We start from the raw sequence: 17217 nt of genomic DNA on the forward strand, positions 1-17217 counted from the left end.
CCGTGACTCCTCCCCGCTGTTTCCCCACAACACCCCCACCAACCAACCTGGCCGTCCTGTCCCCTTCCCCCTGCCACCCCGCCCCGCCACCGCCAAGTTGCCGCAGCAGTCGAGGATCGCGTCGGCCTCCCCCGGTTCCCGCTCGACCCGCTGCCGCCCCACAATTCCGGTGAACATCTCCCGCGCCTCTGCCGGGCTCAGCACGTCCAGGTCGATGTGCCGAGCGCCGGGAAGTTGCGTCAGCAGAGCGCGGCTGGTGATCAACACGGCACAACCGTCGGCCGCGGGCAGCAAGGGCAGCACCTGATCGGCGTGACCGGCGTCGTCCAACACCACCAGCATGCGACGGTCGACCAGCAACGACCGGTAGAGCGCGGCCCGCTCGGACAGGCCGTTCGGAATCGCGCTGCCGGTGATCGAGAGGGCGCGCAGCGCCTCGGCCAGCATCAGCCCCGGGTCCCGCGGCTCGTCCGATGTCGCCGCGAGGTTGAGGTAGAGCTGGCCGTCGGGGAAGGCGGCGCTCGCCAGCCGCGCAGCGTGCGTCACCAGGCAGGACTTTCCGACACCCGGACCGCCCACGATGACTGCCACCGGGGCCCGGTTCGGCGCCGACCCGTCGAGCAGTCCGGCGATCTCGGCCAGCGCCTCGGCCCGGCCCACGAAGTCAGAGACATCGAGGGGCAGTTGACGCACTGGCATCGCCGTGACCGGCCGGGCGGCCGCCGCGTCAGGGCTCGCCGGTGGTGTGCCTGAAGGCCTGCTCGCTGGGACCGGAGCCGCCAGGGTGGGATCCGCGGTGAGGATGCGCTGGTGCAGTGCCTGGAGCGGCGGGGTGGGATCGACCCCGAGTTCGTCAGCCAGTGTCCGGCGCAGCCGCTCGTACACCTGCAGCGCCTCGCCCTGCCGCCGACACCGGTAGAGAGCGACTATCAGGTGTTCGGCGACATCCTCGGCGTAGGGGTGCTCGCAAAGCAGAGCCGTCAGCTCCTCGATGACCTCTCGATGACGCCCCAGGTCGAGTTCGATGGCCAGGCACTGTTTGTGCGTGGCCGCGCGCTTCTCGTTGAGCCGTGCCGCATCGACCTCCAGGACCTGGCTGGAGATGTCGGCCAGGGCGTTCCCGCGCCAGCAGGCCAGCGCGCGCCGCAGCGCGACAGCTGTCTCGAACGGGGCCGTGTGCCGATCGGCGAGGTACCGCTCGTGGTCAAACTCCAGCAGGTCGAGCTGGTGCCGGGCCAGGTGGATCTCGTAGCCGCCGCGCCGGGTGCTGATCAGGGAGCCGGGTGCTCCGCATGCAACGAGGTTGCGGCGCAGCCCGGAGACGGCGTCCTGGACCTGACGGACCGCAGTGGCGGGCGCGTTCCCGTCCCACATCACGGCGACGAGCCGTTCCATGGCGACGATGTTGTTGGCATCGATCAGAAGTGCTGCCAGCATCTTGGCCTGCCTCGGCCCGTTCAACCGGACCGCGTGTCCGGTGATCTGGGCGTGTAACGGCCCCAGCACGCCGAATCTCATGCATCCCCCGGCACGTGAAGATTGACGCCGACCCCCGGCTGACCTCGCACTAGGACGAATCTAGGACGACCGAGGGACCCGCGTCCATAGCGTCACCGTAGCGGGGCTCACCGAACGGCGAGATGTTCCCGCAGGAACCCGAAGGAGAAGTGTCTTGAACTTGCGTAGACAGTTTGTCGCTGGCGCCTTTGCTGGAGCCGTAGTACTCGCAGGCGTCGCGGCAGCCACTCCGGCAGGTGCGATCGCCAACGTGGGCTGCAACAACAACACCCTGCATGAGTACAGCCACACCCACGACTACTGCTATGCCGGCGCCGGTGACGGCTGGGCAAACATCTCAGAGGTGTGGAAGACGAGCTCGGGGAACAGCGGGAGCGTGACCGACATCAGCGTGCACGGGGTCAACTACAACATCCCCTTGAGCGCGGGGATGACCGTCAACTACGAACAGCGCTACGGGTCCTGGGGGAACGTGTACGGGGTTCACATCAAGTACATCCCGTAGCGGATCGCTGCCGGCGGGGAGCCTCCGGCGACCGCCGGCAGCGATGTCCACGACGTGCTGTCCTTCGGGACCTGCGGAGACGAGTCAAGATGAGAAACACGGGTAGAGCAGTTGTCGGGCTGGTAGCACTGCTGCTGACTGCCGGGTGCTCGAGCCAGGCGCCCCAACCCCCGGCGCCGGCACTGGGGCCGATCCCGGAGATAACCTCGGTCGACGCCATCAGTTTGCCGATCGATGCCTACATACCCACCTCGACTCAGATCCTGGCGTTACAGAAGGCTACTGACGTTGTCTCGGCGCGTTGTATGCACAGTTACGGGCTGTCATATCACCCCCCGGTCATGGAGGGGTTCGCCGACTTCGCCCGGCAGAACAAGGAACGCACAGCCCTGTACGGTTTCTTCGACCTTTCCACGGCCCGCAACAAGGGATACGACACGCAGCTCGACAGTCCTGACGGTACGTCCAACGAAGTGCCCTACACCATGACGGAGATGGGTGTGCTCCGCGGACAGAGCGCCTCCGGAACCACCGTGGCCACGTTCAAGGACAAGAAGGTCCCTCCCGGCGGATGCCGCCAGCAAGGCATCGACGCTATCGGAGGCCCACCTCCGATACCTGCTGCCGAAGCGCTTCCGGCGGGAGGCCCCAAGGTCCCCTCGGACAATCCACACATGAAGGCGGTCAATGCACGCTGGGCGGCCTGCATGACGGGCAAAGGGTTCATATACCCCAACCCTTGGGCGGCATACAGCAGCTCCAAGTGGAGAACACCCACAGCTGGGGCACCCGCTCGACAGACCCTTCACACCTCAGAGGAAATCGCAACTGCCACAGCTGATGTGGAGTGCAAGCTGTCTACCAACCTGGTCGGCGTCGCCGTAGCTGTTGAGATCTCCTACGACCGTCAGTACATTGAGGCCCATACGGGGCAACTTGCCAAGTTCGAACGGCGACTTGGCGACCAACTGCGCGCGGCTGCGCGACTGACAGGCTCCGGCTCAGCTTGACTTCTATGGGCTGAGTAGCTGTTGTCGTTCCGATCTTGAGGGGTCTGCGTCGAACGGGAGTCTCGATCGGGTGGCTGCCGTCGGCTGTGGGCATGAAGGCAGGGCCTCTTGGTAGCTCGGGGTTGCGAAGCCGGCCGAGATCCAGGAGCCCCTGTTGCTGCAGTTGTACGTGTTCGCGCCGGTGGAGTTCAACTCGGTTGCGCTGTCGCGTGATCGTGTCGCTCACCGGTTCGGGAATACGGCCGATCACCCAGAACGTGTTCGGCGGTATCCCTCGGACATGACGGACGCGGAGTGGGCCGTGGTCCGGCCACTGCTGCCGGTGCCGGGCTGGATGCGTGGCCGGGGCAGCCAGCCGGAGGCGTACTGCCACCGGGCGATACTGGACGCGTTCCGTACCTGGTGGACAACGGCATCAAGTGGCGGGCCATGCCCGGGGACTCCCCGCCGTGGGACCGGGTTTATGCGTTCCTCCTTCGCCGGCGCGATCAGGTGCTGGTCAGAGAGTTCCACGACCGGCTGCGCGCGAGGATCCGCGAGAGGCTGGAGCGGGATGCGGAGCCGTCGGCCGGGTTGATCGACTCGCAGGCAGTCAAGACGGACGCCGTCGTCGGCTCCGACAGCCGCGGCTTCGACGGCGGCAACCTGATCAACGGCCATCTCCTGGCAGCTCAACGCCCCTTGATGGACCCGAGACGGTTAGCGAGCGCCTGCAGAATGCGCTGGTAATCCACCGACAGCCCCGACCAGGCCAGCCCCTCACGCCACACCGGCACCTGCGACTTCGACTTCACCGCGGTCGGCGCCAACGATGTCTCCTCGGCCTGTCCCATGGCCAGTGCTGTCCCGTTGGCCTGGGCGTGGCCTTGCCTGGACTCGTCCGCGGGGGCCAGCACCTCGCCGACCCGCGAGCGGGCGATGGCCCACTCCCGCCATTCCCGCCCGGCCACGGCCAACTCTGCCTGGCTGCGGTCGGCCTCTTCCCTCAGCCCATCCACGCGACGGCGGACGGCGACCTCGCGCTGTTCCAGCAGCCCCACGACCGACGGCATCCACGACCTCCACCGGAGCAACGACACGACACCACTCCCACGCCAACGCCCGCCCGATGCCCCACCAGCGAAAACGCAGCCCTCAAGTCCGGATAGACAACATCTTCCAGAAATCGCCTTCGACGGCGCGAATCGTTCCTGCGGTGAATGTCCTCGGCCGTGTGGGTGAGCGCAGCCCGCTATGTCTGCGGCAAATACGAGGAGGCCGATAGAACGTGGGGATCGTTCCGTCGTACTGAAGGGTGTTCGTGATGAGCCGGGGCTTGATTGTCGTGGATGTGCAGAACGACTTCTGCGAAGGAGGCAGCGTTCCCGTCGCGGGAGGCGCCCAGATCGCCACCGCGATCGCCGAGCTGGTGGAGCAGAGCGCGGACGGTGACTACCATTACGTCGTGGCCACCCGGGACCACCACATCGACCCGGGCAGCCACTTCTCACAGAACCCGGACTTCAAGGACAGCTTCCCCGTCCACTGCGTTGCCGGAGACGAAGGCAGCGAGTTCCACCCGAACTTCGCCCCCACCGTCGCTGGCGGCAAGGTGCACGCCGTCTTCTTCAAAGGCGCCCACAGTGCCTCCAAGAGCGGCTTCGAAGGCGCGGACGCCGAAGGGACTTCCCTCGCCGACTGGCTGCGCGCCCGCGGGGTGAGGGAGGTCGACGTGGTGGGCATCGCGACCGACCACTGCGTCCGCGCCACCGCACTGGACGCCGCCGCCGCGGGATTCAGCACCCGGGTGCGCCTGGACTACTCGGTCGGCGTCGCCCCCGACACCATCGCCTCCACCCTGGAGGACTTCCGCCAGGCAGGCATCGAGACGTCCGGCCAGGCTTCGGTGGCGAGTTAGTACTCCAGCCGTACTTCGGTATTTGGGCTGGCCCGTGGCCTGTTGGCGGGGAGTATGGCTGGGTGTCACCGGCGGCCGACGGCCTTCGCCATCTGGTTCCGGCGAACAGGTATCCGCGCCGCATGGCGCGTGCCTCCGTGGCATCGCCGCCACCGTGACCAGTTCACGGCGTGATCACGGTGTTTTCTGGGCGGAGGGACAACTGCCAGGAGACGGCGGATCTCGGCTGGTGTGAGGGCCATGAGGTCGGGAGCGTCGTCCTCGCGGCCTCTTTTTCGCGTTCCAGGGCGGCCATGGCGGCGAGGAAGGCGTGGGCGAGCATGGCGAGGGTGATGCGCCGGTACCAGCTGGTGTAGCGGCAGACCTCGTACTGGTCGAGGCCGCATTCGTTCTTGGCGAGCTTCATGACCACGGGACACCCTCTCCTGGACCTTCAAGATCCAAGTGCCTCGGGTGTCCAAGGTCCAGAGTCAGGGCCCCGCCCCCGTTGCCCCACGTGTTCGCCCGTCTGCCCCGCACCGCACGACAGCGACCCCGAGCTGGGGCAGCGTCGTGAGGAGTGCACGGAAGTCCCCCCGGAAGAGGCTCGCATGGACGAGGTCGCACAGTACGAGCGCTACGCCGGCGGCAGTCCGGAGGCCGAGCGGCTGGTCTTCGAGCGGCTGGCGCGTGAGCTGCTGCAGGTTCAGCTCAAGGTGAGGAAGCGCAGCGGCGCCGCCACTGTCGACCGGACCTTCCACGCCAAGGCGGTCCTCGGCGTGGAGAACGCCCAGCTCAGGTTCCGCGAGGACCTTCCCGAGCTCCTGCGGGCGGGTTTCGCCAGGCCCGGAGCCGAGTACCCGGTCACGGTCCGACTGTCCAACGCGAGCGGGGTCCGTCAGCCCGACTTCGCGCCCGATCTGCGCGGGGCGGCGCTACGCGTCGAGGTGAGCCCCGGTGAGACCCACGATCTGCTGATGACGAGCTTCCCGGTCTCCCACGCCCGCGACGCGGGTGAGTTCGTCGCCTTCGCCAAGGCCATGGCAGGTGCCGACTCGCGGCTGCGCAAGGGGTACGCCCTGTTCCTCAAGCTGCCCCTGGCGGTCGGCTGGCCCGCGGCAGCCCGTATGCGGCGCAACGTCGTCGCGGGAACCAGGCGCACGGTACGCAGCCTGGCGCTGGAGACGTATTGGAGCCGCGGCGCGATCCTGTGGGGCGATCGCGGACCGGTGCGCTATCAGCTGCGGCCCGCCGCGGACGCCCCGGCGGCCCCGGCGGCGTCGCGCACCGATCCCGACTACCTGCGGCGCGAACTCTCCCAGCGGCTGCGTCAGGCGGACGTCGTCTTCGAGCTGTGCGTGCAGCGCTACGTGGACGCCCGGAGCACCCCCGTCGAGAACGGCGCGGCCGAGTGGAAGGAGGACGTCGCGCCCGTCCTGCCGGTGGCCATCCTGACCATCCCGCGCCAGGACATCCACACCGCCGAAGCCCGCGCCTGCGCTTCGCGGGTCGACCTGTTGGCGTTCAACCCGTGGCACACCGCGGAGGGCTTCCGGCCACTGGGCAACCTCAACCGTGCCCGCAAGACCGCCTACGAGGCCAGCAGCGCCCACCGCCTGGGCCGGCGCTTCCTGACCGTTGAGCCACGGCGCAACGCCCTGCTCGGGGCACCGCTGCGCGCCGTCTTCCGCACCGTCAACCGCTTCGTCCCGTGGCACCGGCTGCCCACCCCGCTCGGCCTGCTCAACCTCATGGCCTTCCGGCAGACGCTGCGCCGACGCAACCTCATCGACACCGAGGCCCACGAGGCTCCACCCGAAGCCTGCCCGCTGGAAGCCCCGCCCGCGGAGGAGCTGCTGGTCAGACGCAGTTACGACGGCTCGTACAACGATCTGTCGGTGCCGCGGATGGGCGCTGTCGGGGCGACGTTCGGCCGCACCATGCCGCCCGTCTACCGCCCGGACCAGTTCGACACGCCCAATCCGGTCACCGTGAGCCGGGAACTGCTCCGGCGTGAGGTGTTCATCCCCGCGACCTCGCTGAACATCATCGCCGCTGCGTGGATCCAGTTCCAGGTGCACGACTGGGTCAAGCACAAGAGGCTTCCGGTCGCCACCCGGAGCGTCGAGGTGCCACTGCCACCCGGCGACACCTGGCAGAACACCCCGGGCGGGCCGCGGGAGAGGGTGATGCGCTTCGGCGAGGACGAGGCGGTACGTCCGGCCGGCGGCGGGCGGCCGATCGTGTTCGCCAGCGACGTGTCGCACTGGTGGGACGGTTCGGAGGTCTACGGCAGCGACGAGTCCGTGGCGATGTCGCTGCGTGAGCCCGACGGCGGCGCCCGGCTCCGGCTGGAGGAGGGACACCTGCCCAACGGCTCCAACGGCATGCCGCTCAGCGGATTCACCGACAACTGGTGGCTCGGCCTCAGCTCCATGCACACCCTGTTCGCCCGTGAGCACAACGCGGTGTGCGAAGCCCTGCGGCGCGAATACCCGCGGATGGACGAGGAACGGGTCTACCACACAGCGCGGCTGATCATCTCCGCGCTCATCGCGAAGATCCACACGGTCGAGTGGACCCCCGCGATCCTCGCCACCAAGACACTCGACATCGGCATGAAGACCAACTGGCAGGGACCGCCGAAGAACTGGCTCGACCAGCTGGGCGTCTGGCTGCTGGAGGCAAACGGGCGGCAGGGCATCCCCAAGACCCTGCCCGACCACCACGGTGCCCCGTACTCCCTCACGGAGGAGTTCGTCACCGTCTACCGGATGCACCCGCTGATCCCCGACGACTACGAGCTCGTCGACCACCAGTTCGGCCGCCGGCTCGACACCCTGGACTTCACCGCCCTCCAGGGCGCCGCGGCGGAGCCGCTCATCCGCAAGACCGGGCTGGTGAACACCCTGTACTCGCTGGGCATCGCCCACCCGGGGGCGATCACCCTGCACAACTTCCCCCGCGCCCTGCAGGCGTTCCAGCGGGACGGGGAGGTGATCGACCTCTCGGTGATCGACCTGGTGCGCACCCGGCGCCGCGGCGTCCCGCGCTACAACGACTTCCGCGCCGGCCTGCACAAGCCGCGGATCCAGCGGTTCGAGGACCTCTCCTGCGATCCGGAGACGGTCGCACGGCTGCGTGACGTCTACCGCTCGGTGGACGACATCGACACCGTGGTAGGACTCTTCGCCGAGAATCCGCCCACAGGCTTCGGCTTCAGCGACACGGCCTTCCGCGTGTTCATCCTGATGGCCACCAGACGGTTGCAGAGCGACCGCTTCCTCACGGTCGACTTCCGGCCGGAGCTCTACACGCCTCTCGGCATGGACTGGATCGCACGCAACGGCATGACGAGCGTCATCCTGCGGCACTGCCCCGAGCTGGCGGGCGTCCTCCCCCGTGGGGCCAGCGCCTTCGCGCCCTGGCGCCCGGTCCAGCCGGTCCGGAACGACAGCGGCCGCGGCTGAGCGGGAGAGGACCATGACCGCATCACAGAACGCGGGTCACCCCGGCCTGGAGGACCTGCTGTCCCGTCCCCTGTGGCAGACGCTCTTCGAGCGGCGCACCCACCGGGTCAGCAGGGGCGCGTCCGTGTCGGCCGGATCGATGAGCTACGACTCCCCGCACCGGCCGGAGCCGCTGGGCGAGCTCGAGGAGGCGGTGCTCATCGCCCTCACCGGCTCCTCGGGACTCACCATGCCCGACCGGCCGTTCGAGGACCCCCGCGACCACCAACCGATCATGGCCAAGCCGAACCTGAACATGACGGGCCGGACCGCGGGCAGCCCCGACAACGCGCAGGCCACCCACTTCTTCATGATCAACGACACGGGCACCTACTACCTGAGGAAGCTGCCGCCCTCCCCGGACCATGCCTTCGACCCCGACACGCTGATCGAACGCGCACGCCGCTCGAAGGTGCGAGTACTGGACCGCCGCCTGGACGTCGCCGAGGGAATGCGCGACTTCCCGGCGTACCTCGACTCCAACCGGTTCCTGTCCAACCTCCCGGGCACCACGCTCTTCCTGCCGGTGGTCGACCTCTCCCACCAGTACATCAACGCGCTGATGTACCTGCTCACCCAGCCCGAGGGGGCCCGGCCCACACTCGTCGACGACCGCAACTTCTACCGCCCGGCCGGAGTACGGAAGTGGGTACGCAGCGGCTTCCTCAACCCCGACGTCAAGCTGCCGCTCGGTTCCCTGGGGCCGATGCGCACCCAGATCGAAGCCGACCTGCTGCTGCAGAACATGATGCTGACCGCGGACGCCATGGGACTCGGCGCCTGGATCCACGCGTCGATCAGCCCCCAGATCATGCTGGGCGACCCGAAGTTCTCGCGCGCCTACGGCCGCATGCTGGGCTTCGACTTCGCCACGCCCAGGTTCCGCCCCGCCGACATCCTGCGCTGGCAGGTGCCACTGCCGAAGTACGCCGGACTGCGCTCCCATCCGGTGGGGCTGCGGGCCGGCGGCGAACACCTCATCAAGAGCGCCTGCCCGCCCAACTACCCGTCGATGCACGAAGCCGTGGACTCCGTCGTCCGCTCCAAGTTCGGGGAGCGGGGCATCTACACCGACAAGGACCTCTTCGCCCGCATCTACAAGGACGACTACGCGCAGCGCTACCTCACCGAGGCCAGTGAGTACGACCGCCAGGTGATCGAGTGCGCGCGGGACGTCTGCGTGTACATCCACGAGACCCACGGGCGGTTCCCGGCACACACCGACGCCATCCACGTGCCCGGCATCTGGCTGCAGGCCCACCACGTCGAGTCCGAGTACTACGAGCGCTTCTTCCAGAACGGCCTGACCGACGCCCACGATCGGCACGCCGCGCGCTGGGACGGATGAGGCGATGAGGGAGATCCGGTGAAAGTCTACGAAGCCATCGTCAAGGGGCTGGAAGGCATCGGCGTACGGGCGGCCTTCGGCGGTGCCGGGGAGAACGCGGCGGGTCTGATGCTGGCACTGAAGCATTCGCAGCAGATCCGGCCGATCATCACCCGGCACGAGCAGGCCGCGTCCTTCATGGCCTGCGGATACGCCATGTACACCAACCGGCTGGGCTTCTGCTTCGCGACCGCCGGGCCGGGCGCGTTCAACCTGTTCTCGGGGCTGGCCGTGGCCATGTCCGACTCCTATCCGGTCCTCGCAGTCTCGGGGTACGCGAGCATGAAGTGGCGCGGATGGGGCTCGCTCAACGAGACATCGGGGCTGAACCGCACTCCCGATTCCCAGGCCATGTTCGCGGCCACGACCAAGAAGTCCTTCCTGCTCACCGACATCGCCGACACCTGCGACGTCCTCGAGGAAGCGGTCAACACCGCGTTCGAGGGAAGGCCCGGGCCCGTGCACATCCACGTGCCCGAGGACCTGACCCACCGCGGTGTCGAGGTGACGGACTTCCGCCCTCTCAGGCTCGAGGTGCGGCCGGTCCTGCCGGACCCGGCACGGGTGGCGGAGATCGCGGCGGTACTGGCGGACGCCCTGGCACAGCGCAAGCGCATCGTGGCGCTCGTCGGCTTCGGTGCGGTGCGCAGCGGGGCGGGCCCAGAGGTCCAGCGGCTGATCGAGCGGTTCCAGATCCCGCTGCTCACCACCTTGGACGGCAAGGGCATCGTGTCCGAGGGGCACCCGCTCGCGGTGGGCGTTTTCGCCGACAGCGGCCATTCCAGTGCGTGGAAGGCCTTCCGTGAGGCCGACGTCGTGCTGTGCGTGGGCAATTCCCTCAACCAGCACGCCACATTCAACTACCGTGAGGACCTGTTCGAGAACAAGCTGCTCATCCATGTGAACATCTCCGAGGGCGAGTTCCACAAGGCCTACCGGCCAGACCACACCTTGTTGTCCGACGCGCGTCCCGCCGTGGCCGCCCTGGCCGACGAGCTGGAGCGGCTGGTCGGCGAAGTACCGGCGGTCGAGGTCGACGGCCGGAACTACGAGGCCCGCAGGATCCACCATCTGCCAGGGAAGATCCACCCCGGAGAACTCGCACAGTCGATCGGGCGCATGCTGCCGCCCGGGGGTGTGCTGCTCGCGGACGCGGGCGCCCATCTCGCGTGGCTCGGATACTACGTGGAGCTCGAACAGGGGCAGAACTTCCGCAAGGCGGGCTCCTTCGGGCCGATGGCCGGGCACGTCAACGGAGCCATCGGCCTGAAAGTCGCCCACCCCGACCGGACCGTCGTCGTCGGCTGCGGCGACGGGTGCTACTCGCTGTCCGGGTTCGAGCTGATGACCGCCGTCGAGCACGAGATCCCCGTCATCTGGGTCATCTTCAACGACGGGGAGTTCAAGCTGATCAAACTCTTCCAGTTGGTCACGTACGCCGAATCCGGGCTGGTCGAGTTCCGAAACCCGGACTTCGCCGCGTACGCCCGCGCGTGCGGCGCGGACGGGTACCGGGTGGAGACGCTGGAGGAATTCGAGGAGGCGTTCCGCGCGGCCCTGGCCTCCGGTCGGCCCTCGCTCATCGACGCCAGGATCACGCGCTGGGCCGTGCCGCACTACAGCCCGTCGCCGGACGGCGTGATCGACGCTCTCGTCGAGACCGTCGAAGCACGCTTCCGGGACTGACGGCCCCGCGTCCGCGGGGCTACGGGGCCATCTCGTGCGAGCTGGACAGGGCCTCCCCCCGTGCCCGGACGCGGGCCGCGCGGACCTTGTCGACGACCGGGTCGGCGGACACGACGACCGGCCGCGCCTGGTGCCGGCCAGCGGCGCACATCGCCCATGTCTGGGCGCGTACAGACACCGGGCGGGAGTACACAAGGCGCCCGCGAGCACCCCGGTATCGAAGGGCTGCCCTTGGGGCCAATGCCCCCCCGCCCGGGCCTTGCCTGCATCATCGCCAATGTGAACAGCTCGGCATCGCTTGGCTGCGGCGCAATGCCGACAGCCGGCCGCCGCCAGGGGACGAGCTGCGGGGTGGATCCTTCAGTGGATCCTCGGTCTTGACGCAAAGCGCGGTCGCGAAGGAGTCCAGCTCTGTCTTCACACACCGACGTTGGACTCCTTCGTCTCATGCCCGCAGACGATCCCCGGAAGATATCGGCCATCTATGGCGTCGTGCGCCTGCGGGTCAGTTCCCTGCCCTCCTCGACCAGCGCGTGAGCCGTGCTGGACTTCAAGCTGCGGATCGGTCCCGGCATCCTCGCGGACCAAGAACTCTGCTCGGCTGCTACCGAGGTCATACGAACCATCCACGGCGACCGGCCTCGAGTCCGCCGCGCTGGCAGCGAAGGCGGCCCCCGGGATGGTGCCAGGTGGTCGCTCGCGCCCGTTCTCCACGACCGGGCCACCGGGCCGTGGGCGGCTACCGCGGCGGCGTGGGCCGGGCTGAGGCTGCCACGTGGCCGACAGCGCGGATGAGTCGCAGAGTGGAAAGGGAGGGAAAAGAGAGGAGTGGCGGGCGATGACGGCAACGACGCGTAGCGAGGCTCCGGTCGTGATCGAGGGCGGCGGCGTGGAGCTGCGCATGAGGGAGGTCGGGGGAAACATGACCGCGGCCTTCGCGCACTTCCCCAAGGGCGCGGACATGGCGCCGGTCTGCAAAGGGCTGCCCGACGACCTGTGCCAGTGCCCGCACTGGGGATACCTGCTCAAGGGCAGCCTAAAAATGAAGACGCGGCATGGCGATGAGGTCTACCAGGAGGGACAGGCATTCTACTGGCCCCCGGGCCACGCCCCAGAGGCGCTGGAGGACTGCGAATATGTGGACTTCTCGCCGACGAAGGAGTTCCACGAGGTCGTCGAGCACATCAAGACCCAGATGAGCTGAACTCGGAAGACGCTTACGGGCCCGGCGATGGCCTGCCCAGCTCGGCCTCCCAGCCGTCGAGATCCTCGCGGGCTCAGGCGTAGAGGGCCTGGCGGGAACCGTCCTGGTGCTTCACGTCGCAGACGCGGTCGTCTAATCAGGCGACAGGCGAAATGCTGAGAGAGGTCCCCGGAAAGACCCAGTGCCCGTTGTCACTCGACGCAATCCGTGATCCCGCGCCGCCTTCTCGATCACTGCCCGGTCGGCGTCGTACAGCGCCTTCCAGGGCGGGCCGCCGCCTGAGTACCCTCTCGCCAGATCCAACAACGTGTCGCCGTCCGCGCCCACCGTCTTGGTGATGCACGCCGAGTTCCTCGGCAACCTTCGGGATCGGTCACGGCGGCCACGGCGCGCCCGCACGGCCCGTGGACCGACCTCTCTCACATTCGGCAAGAGCTGAGCGTCACGCCGACGGCCGGGTGAGTTTGGCGGCCACGGCGTCGAGGACCCAGTCCAGGCCGGTCGCGAAGGATGTTTCGGCGTCCACGTCCGTGCCGTCGTACACGGCCCTGGTCAGCGCCGGGAAGCGGCCCGTGGCCAACATTCTCGTCACATGCGGGCCGGAGGCGCGCTGCCAGTCGCGCTTGGACAGGCCCGTGGCGCGCTCGGCCCGCAGGTTCGCGATCTCGCGCCTGATGGCGCCGGTGGAGTAGGCGCTGACGGTCTCCACGGCGCGCATGGCGGTGTCGATGTCGGCGAGGCCGTCGAGGGTGGCCAGCGTGGCCTCGGTCACGGCGAGGCCGTTCGGGCCCAGGGTCGGGCGGCCGCCGAGCAGGTCGGCCAGCCATTCGTGACGGAGAGCTGTCTGCCTGGTGCGGTGGGCGAGGATGCGCAGCGCCTCCCGCCAGTCACCGGGCTTCTCCTCGGGGAGAATCTCGGCCTGGACCTCGTCCACCATGAGGTCGGACAGCTCCTGCTTGGTGGAGATGTATCCGTACAGCCGCATCGGGCCGGCGTTCAGCCGGGCGGCGACCTTGCGCAACGACACCGCCTCCAGCCCGCCCTCGTCGGCCAGCGCGACGGCGGCGGCGACGATCCGCTCCCGGTCGAGCGGCACGGGGCGAGTCGGCGGCTCCGGCCGGTCCCACACAGTCATGATCACACCGTTCTGTTGCAGTGCATCATATCGAGTAAATACAGTGTATCGATATGAGACATCGTATCGCTGTGATCGGAGCCGGCCCCGCCGGCCTCACCTTCGCCCGCGTCCTGCACCGCCATGGCTACCCCGTCGCCGTCCTCGAACGCGATCCCGCCCCCGACGCGCGCCCCCCGGGCGGCACGCTGGACCTGCACGAAGGGCTGGGCCAGCTCGCGCTGGACAAGGCGGGGCTGCGGGCGGAGTTCCAGGCGCTGTCTCGCCCCGAGGGGCAGGCCATGCGCATCCTGGACGTGGACGGGACCGTCCTGCGCGACTGGCACCCTCGTCCGGGTGAGCAGGCCAATCCCGAGATCGACCGCGGGCAACTCCGTGACCTGCTGCTCGGCCCTCTCGACGTCCGGTGGGGTCGGGGCGTGACGCAGGTGGTGCCGGGGACCCGGGATGGCGTACTGGTCCATTTCGCGGACGGGCGACAGGAGACGTTCGACCTCGTGGTCGGTGCGGACGGCGCCTGGTCCCGGATCCGCCCGGCAGTCTCGTCGGTGACGCCGCACTACACCGGCGTCACCTCGGTCGAGACCTCCCTCGACGACGTCGACACCCGCCACCCCGACCTCGCCCGGTTGATCGGCGACGGTTCCGTGGCCGTGTACGGCGTCAACCGAGCTCTTGTCGCCCAGCGCAACAGCGGCGGCCACGTCAAGGTGTACGCCCAGCTCCGCGCGCCGCTGGACTGGCACACGAACCTGGACCTGACCGACGTCGAGGCCGTGCGATCGAGCCTGCTGGCTCTGTTCGACGGCTGGGCCGCTCCCGTCCTCGACCTCCTCCGCCACGGCACCGATTTCGTCCACCGCCCCCTCTACGTCCTGCCCGAGTCCCACACCTGGACCCACGTCTTCGGGGTGACACTGCTGGGCGACGCCGCCCATTTGATGCCGCCGTTGGGGGCGGGCGCGAACCTCGCGATGCTGGAAGGCGCCGAACTCGCCGAGTCCATCGCCACCGGCCCTGGAGATCTGGACGAGGCCGTCCGCGCCTTCGAGGAACAGATGTGGGCACGGGCCGGCAGGTGGGCGAAGATCACGATGGCCGGTCTGGAACGCCTCGTGAGCCCGGACCCCGCCGAAGCCCTCGCCCTGTTCGACCAAGTCCAGCCATCCTGACTGCCAAGCGCGAGAGCACCAGCACCAACCGGTCCAATCCTCCTACCGGGCCTGTCGGCAGACGATCGAATGACGACAGGCCCGGCGGGCGTCCAATGAACCCGGACTTTCCGGGGCCCGTTGGCGGCGCGGATCCAATCAGATCCGTTGGTGATTGATGACAGGGTTTGGTGACAGAGAGGGTCCGATCCTCCGTACGGAAGGGCCCCTGATGGCGAACCTGGTCTACAAGGGGGTCTCGAAGGGCGGACGCCGACCAGCTGTCACGGGCAAGACGATCGCCGACGTGCGCGCCGCATACCTCGACGGCCGGACCATCGCCGCCCTGGCCCGCGAGCACGGCGTCAGCTGTACGACTACCTCCAGGCCCAGGCCCTCACCCCGGACAGCAGCCGCGACTTCATCACCGACGTCACCAAGACCTACATCTCGGACCTCGGGAGTCGCGGAAACGTATTCGCTGATCACCAACGCATTTACAATGCAAGGGACTTGGGAGGGAATGAGAGGGGTAGGGGATGTCAGGAGGGGCCGAACAGCTGATCGTGATAGTCGTCCTCTGCGTGGCACTGCGCGCGCTATTCGTGGCGAGCCGCGGGATGTACCACAGATGGCGGCTTCCTCCCCCCTCCATCGCACTGGAACAGGTGGAGACCCTCCAGAAGCAGGTATTCCGGGAGGTCTGTCGAAGATCCAAAGACTTCGGCTCGCGGGTCCGCATGGCGGAGTACTTCATCGACCGGGGTTGGAACCGCGCGGATGCCCTGCTCATTCTCGATGAACCGATCAAGCACAGGCTGATCAAGGTCCAGGGATGGCGGTTCGGTATGTACGGCCCGACCCGGAGGGGTTGGGAGGAGTACCGGAAGAACTTCATGTGGACAGGGGGCAGCGAAGCAGTGCACATTCGGGCCGAGCCAGGCGGTTTCGCAGCAGTTAACATCAACAGCCCTCATGCAGTGGCTCAAGCAGGGCACGGCAACAGAGTCGACCAGGGCGATGTTTCCCACCGGCAGCTGATCGACGCGCTACGGGAGGACGCGCGCACCGCGGAGCCCGGTGAGGCCGCACGGGCGCAGGAGTACGCCGAGGACTTGGGGGAGGCGGTCCAGGCGGGTAATCCGGCTAGAACAGAGCGAATCCTGAACCGGATTAACGCGCTCCTCGTGACTGCCGGGTCGGCCTTCTCTCTCACCAGGGGCCTGCTGCCGCCAGGCACCTGAGCGTACTTTTGTGAGGTCGATAGCGGCGAGGTCAGGTGGCTCCCTGCGGCAGACTCGTGGTCACGCGCCGCCCCCGCCAGCACTCTGGCGGCGCGTTAAATCAGTGAGCGTTTTCAACTTGGCGCGATGGAACAGTTCCTGGGCAGTTCCGCCGGACTGTCCCCGGCCACGGTCACCCGGCTGACGGCCCAGTGGCAGGACGACCACGCCGCCTTCCAGGACCGCGATTTGTCCCAGACCGACTACGTCTACATCTGGGTCGACGGCATCCACCTGCGCATACGCCTGGACCAGGCCCAAGCCGCCGTCCTGGTGGTGCTCGGGGTGCGCGCGGACGGCACCAAGGAGCTCGTTGCCATGGCCGACGGCTACCGCGAATCGGCCGAGGCGTGGGCCGGCCTGCTGCGTGACTGCGCACGCCGGGGCATGCGCGCCCCTGTCCTGGCCGTCGGCGACGGGGCGCTCGGGTTCTGGAGGGCCCTGTGCGAGGTCTTCCCCGAAACTCGCGAACAGAGGTGCTGGGTCCACAAAACCGCCAACATCCTCGACTCCATGCCGAAGTCCGCGCAGCCCGCGGCGAAGAAGGCCCTGCAGGACATCTACAACGCCGAGGACCGCGAACACGCCGAGCAGGCCATCAAGGTGTTCGCCAAGCTCTACCAGGCGAAATTCCCCAAAGCCGTCACCAAGGTCACCGGCGACCAGGACGAACTGCTGGCGTTCTACGACTATCCCGCCGAGCACTGGATCCACCTTCGCACGACCAACCCGATCGAGTCGACGTTCGCCACCGTGCGGCTGCGGACCAAGGTCACCAAGGGCGCCGGGTCCCGCGCCGCCGGACTCGCGATGGTGTTCAAGCTGGTCGAGTCCGCCCAGGCCCGCTGGCGAGCCGTCAACGGCGCCCACCTGGTCGCGCTCGTCCGCGCCGCGCCTGCTTCGAACGCGGTCTGCTCGTCGAGCGTGCCGAGGCCCTCGCAGCCTGATCAGGG

Annotated in this window: 12 protein-coding genes and 4 pseudogenes; 10 read left to right on the top strand and 6 right to left on the bottom strand. The window is 68.2% G+C overall.

Features of this window, described 5'->3' with window-relative positions; all coding sequences use genetic code 11:
• Positions 1-1437, bottom strand: a 1437-nt coding sequence (locus ACZ499_RS25525) for an AfsR/SARP family transcriptional regulator (protein WP_468678229.1), incomplete at its 3' end; no start/stop codon positions are given.
• Positions 1438-1672: 235 nt separating this feature from the next.
• Between ACZ499_RS25525 and ACZ499_RS25530 the strand changes: the two genes are divergently transcribed.
• The gene (locus ACZ499_RS25530; RefSeq protein ID WP_468678232.1) at positions 1673-2023 is read left to right on the top strand and encodes a hypothetical protein; all 351 of its coding nucleotides are present in this window, start codon (positions 1673-1675) and stop codon (positions 2021-2023) included.
• 89 nt (positions 2024-2112) lie between these two features.
• Positions 2113-3033 carry a hypothetical protein gene (locus ACZ499_RS25535; protein ID WP_468678233.1) on the top strand — a complete coding sequence of 307 codons (921 nt, stop codon included), beginning with the start codon at positions 2113-2115 and terminating at the stop codon, positions 3031-3033.
• Between the two features lie 564 nt (positions 3034-3597).
• On the opposite strand, the pseudogene ACZ499_RS25540 reads toward ACZ499_RS25535, so the two are convergent.
• Positions 3598-4085: pseudogene (locus ACZ499_RS25540) on the bottom strand (hypothetical protein); the annotation flags it as partial.
• Positions 4086-4336: 251 nt separating this feature from the next.
• Here ACZ499_RS25540 and ACZ499_RS25545 point away from each other — a divergent pair.
• A complete protein-coding gene (locus tag ACZ499_RS25545) occupies positions 4337-4930 on the top strand; it encodes an isochorismatase family protein (RefSeq protein ID WP_468678234.1) in 594 nt (197 codons plus the stop codon).
• 163 nt (positions 4931-5093) lie between these two features.
• Here ACZ499_RS25545 and ACZ499_RS25550 read toward each other — a convergent pair.
• Positions 5094-5327: pseudogene (locus tag ACZ499_RS25550) on the bottom strand (IS701 family transposase); the annotation flags it as partial.
• Positions 5328-5520: 193 nt separating this feature from the next.
• Here ACZ499_RS25550 and ACZ499_RS25555 point away from each other — a divergent pair.
• Genes ACZ499_RS25555 through ACZ499_RS25565 form a run of 3 tightly spaced genes read left to right on the top strand, consistent with a single transcriptional unit; the run spans position 5521 to position 11491 of the window.
• A complete protein-coding gene (locus ACZ499_RS25555) occupies positions 5521-8379 on the top strand; it encodes a peroxidase family protein (RefSeq protein ID WP_468678236.1) in 2859 nt (952 codons plus the stop codon).
• 13 nt (positions 8380-8392) lie between these two features.
• Positions 8393-9766 (top strand): hypothetical protein, encoded by a 1374-nt coding sequence (locus ACZ499_RS25560; RefSeq protein WP_468678237.1) that lies wholly within the window; start codon positions 8393-8395, stop codon positions 9764-9766.
• Between the two features lie 18 nt (positions 9767-9784).
• The gene (locus ACZ499_RS25565) at positions 9785-11491 is read left to right on the top strand and encodes a thiamine pyrophosphate-binding protein (RefSeq protein WP_468678239.1); all 1707 of its coding nucleotides are present in this window, start codon (positions 9785-9787) and stop codon (positions 11489-11491) included.
• Positions 11492-11510: 19 nt separating this feature from the next.
• Here the strand turns inward: ACZ499_RS25565 and ACZ499_RS25570 are convergent, their stop codons facing one another.
• Positions 11511-11669 (bottom strand): hypothetical protein, encoded by a 159-nt coding sequence (locus ACZ499_RS25570; protein WP_468678309.1) that lies wholly within the window; start codon positions 11667-11669, stop codon positions 11511-11513.
• A 73-nt stretch (positions 11670-11742) separates the two neighbouring features.
• A pseudogene (locus ACZ499_RS25575) lies at positions 11743-11912 on the bottom strand (IS982 family transposase); the annotation flags it as partial.
• A gap of 417 nt (positions 11913-12329) precedes the next feature.
• Here ACZ499_RS25575 and ACZ499_RS25580 point away from each other — a divergent pair.
• Complete coding sequence (locus tag ACZ499_RS25580; protein ID WP_468678241.1) at positions 12330-12695, top strand: cupin domain-containing protein; 366 nt, start codon at positions 12330-12332, stop codon at positions 12693-12695.
• A 442-nt stretch (positions 12696-13137) separates the two neighbouring features.
• Here ACZ499_RS25580 and ACZ499_RS25585 read toward each other — a convergent pair whose 3' ends face one another.
• Positions 13138-13830 (bottom strand): TetR/AcrR family transcriptional regulator, encoded by a 693-nt coding sequence (locus ACZ499_RS25585; RefSeq protein WP_468678243.1) that lies wholly within the window; start codon positions 13828-13830, stop codon positions 13138-13140.
• 53 nt (positions 13831-13883) lie between these two features.
• Here ACZ499_RS25585 and ACZ499_RS25590 point away from each other — a divergent pair, with 53 nt between their 5' ends.
• The 3 genes and pseudogenes from ACZ499_RS25590 to ACZ499_RS25600 all read left to right on the top strand — a co-directional run.
• Complete coding sequence (locus tag ACZ499_RS25590) at positions 13884-15002, top strand: FAD-dependent oxidoreductase (protein ID WP_468678245.1); 1119 nt, start codon at positions 13884-13886, stop codon at positions 15000-15002.
• Between the two features lie 518 nt (positions 15003-15520).
• Entirely contained in the window at positions 15521-16225 is a 705-nt protein-coding gene (locus tag ACZ499_RS25595; protein WP_468678246.1) for a hypothetical protein, read from the top strand.
• Positions 16226-16348: 123 nt separating this feature from the next.
• Positions 16349-17211 (top strand): annotated as a pseudogene (locus ACZ499_RS25600) (IS256 family transposase); the annotation flags it as partial.
• Positions 17212-17217 lie beyond the last annotated feature (6 nt).

The sequence above is a fragment of the Streptomyces sp. NPDC031265 genome (assembly GCF_055570295.1).

Bases quoted from the DNA above. Each gene is read 5' to 3' on its own strand.
- ACZ499_RS25555 (WP_468678236.1), top strand. From the start codon at position 5,521: ATGGACGAGGTCGCACAGTACGAGCGCTACGCCGGCGGCAGTCCGGAG.
- ACZ499_RS25535 (WP_468678233.1), top strand. From the start codon at position 2,113: ATGAGAAACACGGGTAGAGCAGTTGTCGGGCTGGTAGCACTGCTGCTG.
- ACZ499_RS25560 (WP_468678237.1), top strand. From the start codon at position 8,393: ATGACCGCATCACAGAACGCGGGTCACCCCGGCCTGGAGGACCTGCTG.
- ACZ499_RS25585 (WP_468678243.1), bottom strand. From the start codon at position 13,830: ATGACTGTGTGGGACCGGCCGGAGCCGCCGACTCGCCCCGTGCCGCTC.
- ACZ499_RS25545 (WP_468678234.1), top strand. From the start codon at position 4,337: ATGAGCCGGGGCTTGATTGTCGTGGATGTGCAGAACGACTTCTGCGAA.
- ACZ499_RS25580 (WP_468678241.1), top strand. From the start codon at position 12,330: ATGACGGCAACGACGCGTAGCGAGGCTCCGGTCGTGATCGAGGGCGGC.
- ACZ499_RS25590 (WP_468678245.1), top strand. From the start codon at position 13,884: ATGAGACATCGTATCGCTGTGATCGGAGCCGGCCCCGCCGGCCTCACC.
- ACZ499_RS25595 (WP_468678246.1), top strand. From the start codon at position 15,521: ATGTCAGGAGGGGCCGAACAGCTGATCGTGATAGTCGTCCTCTGCGTG.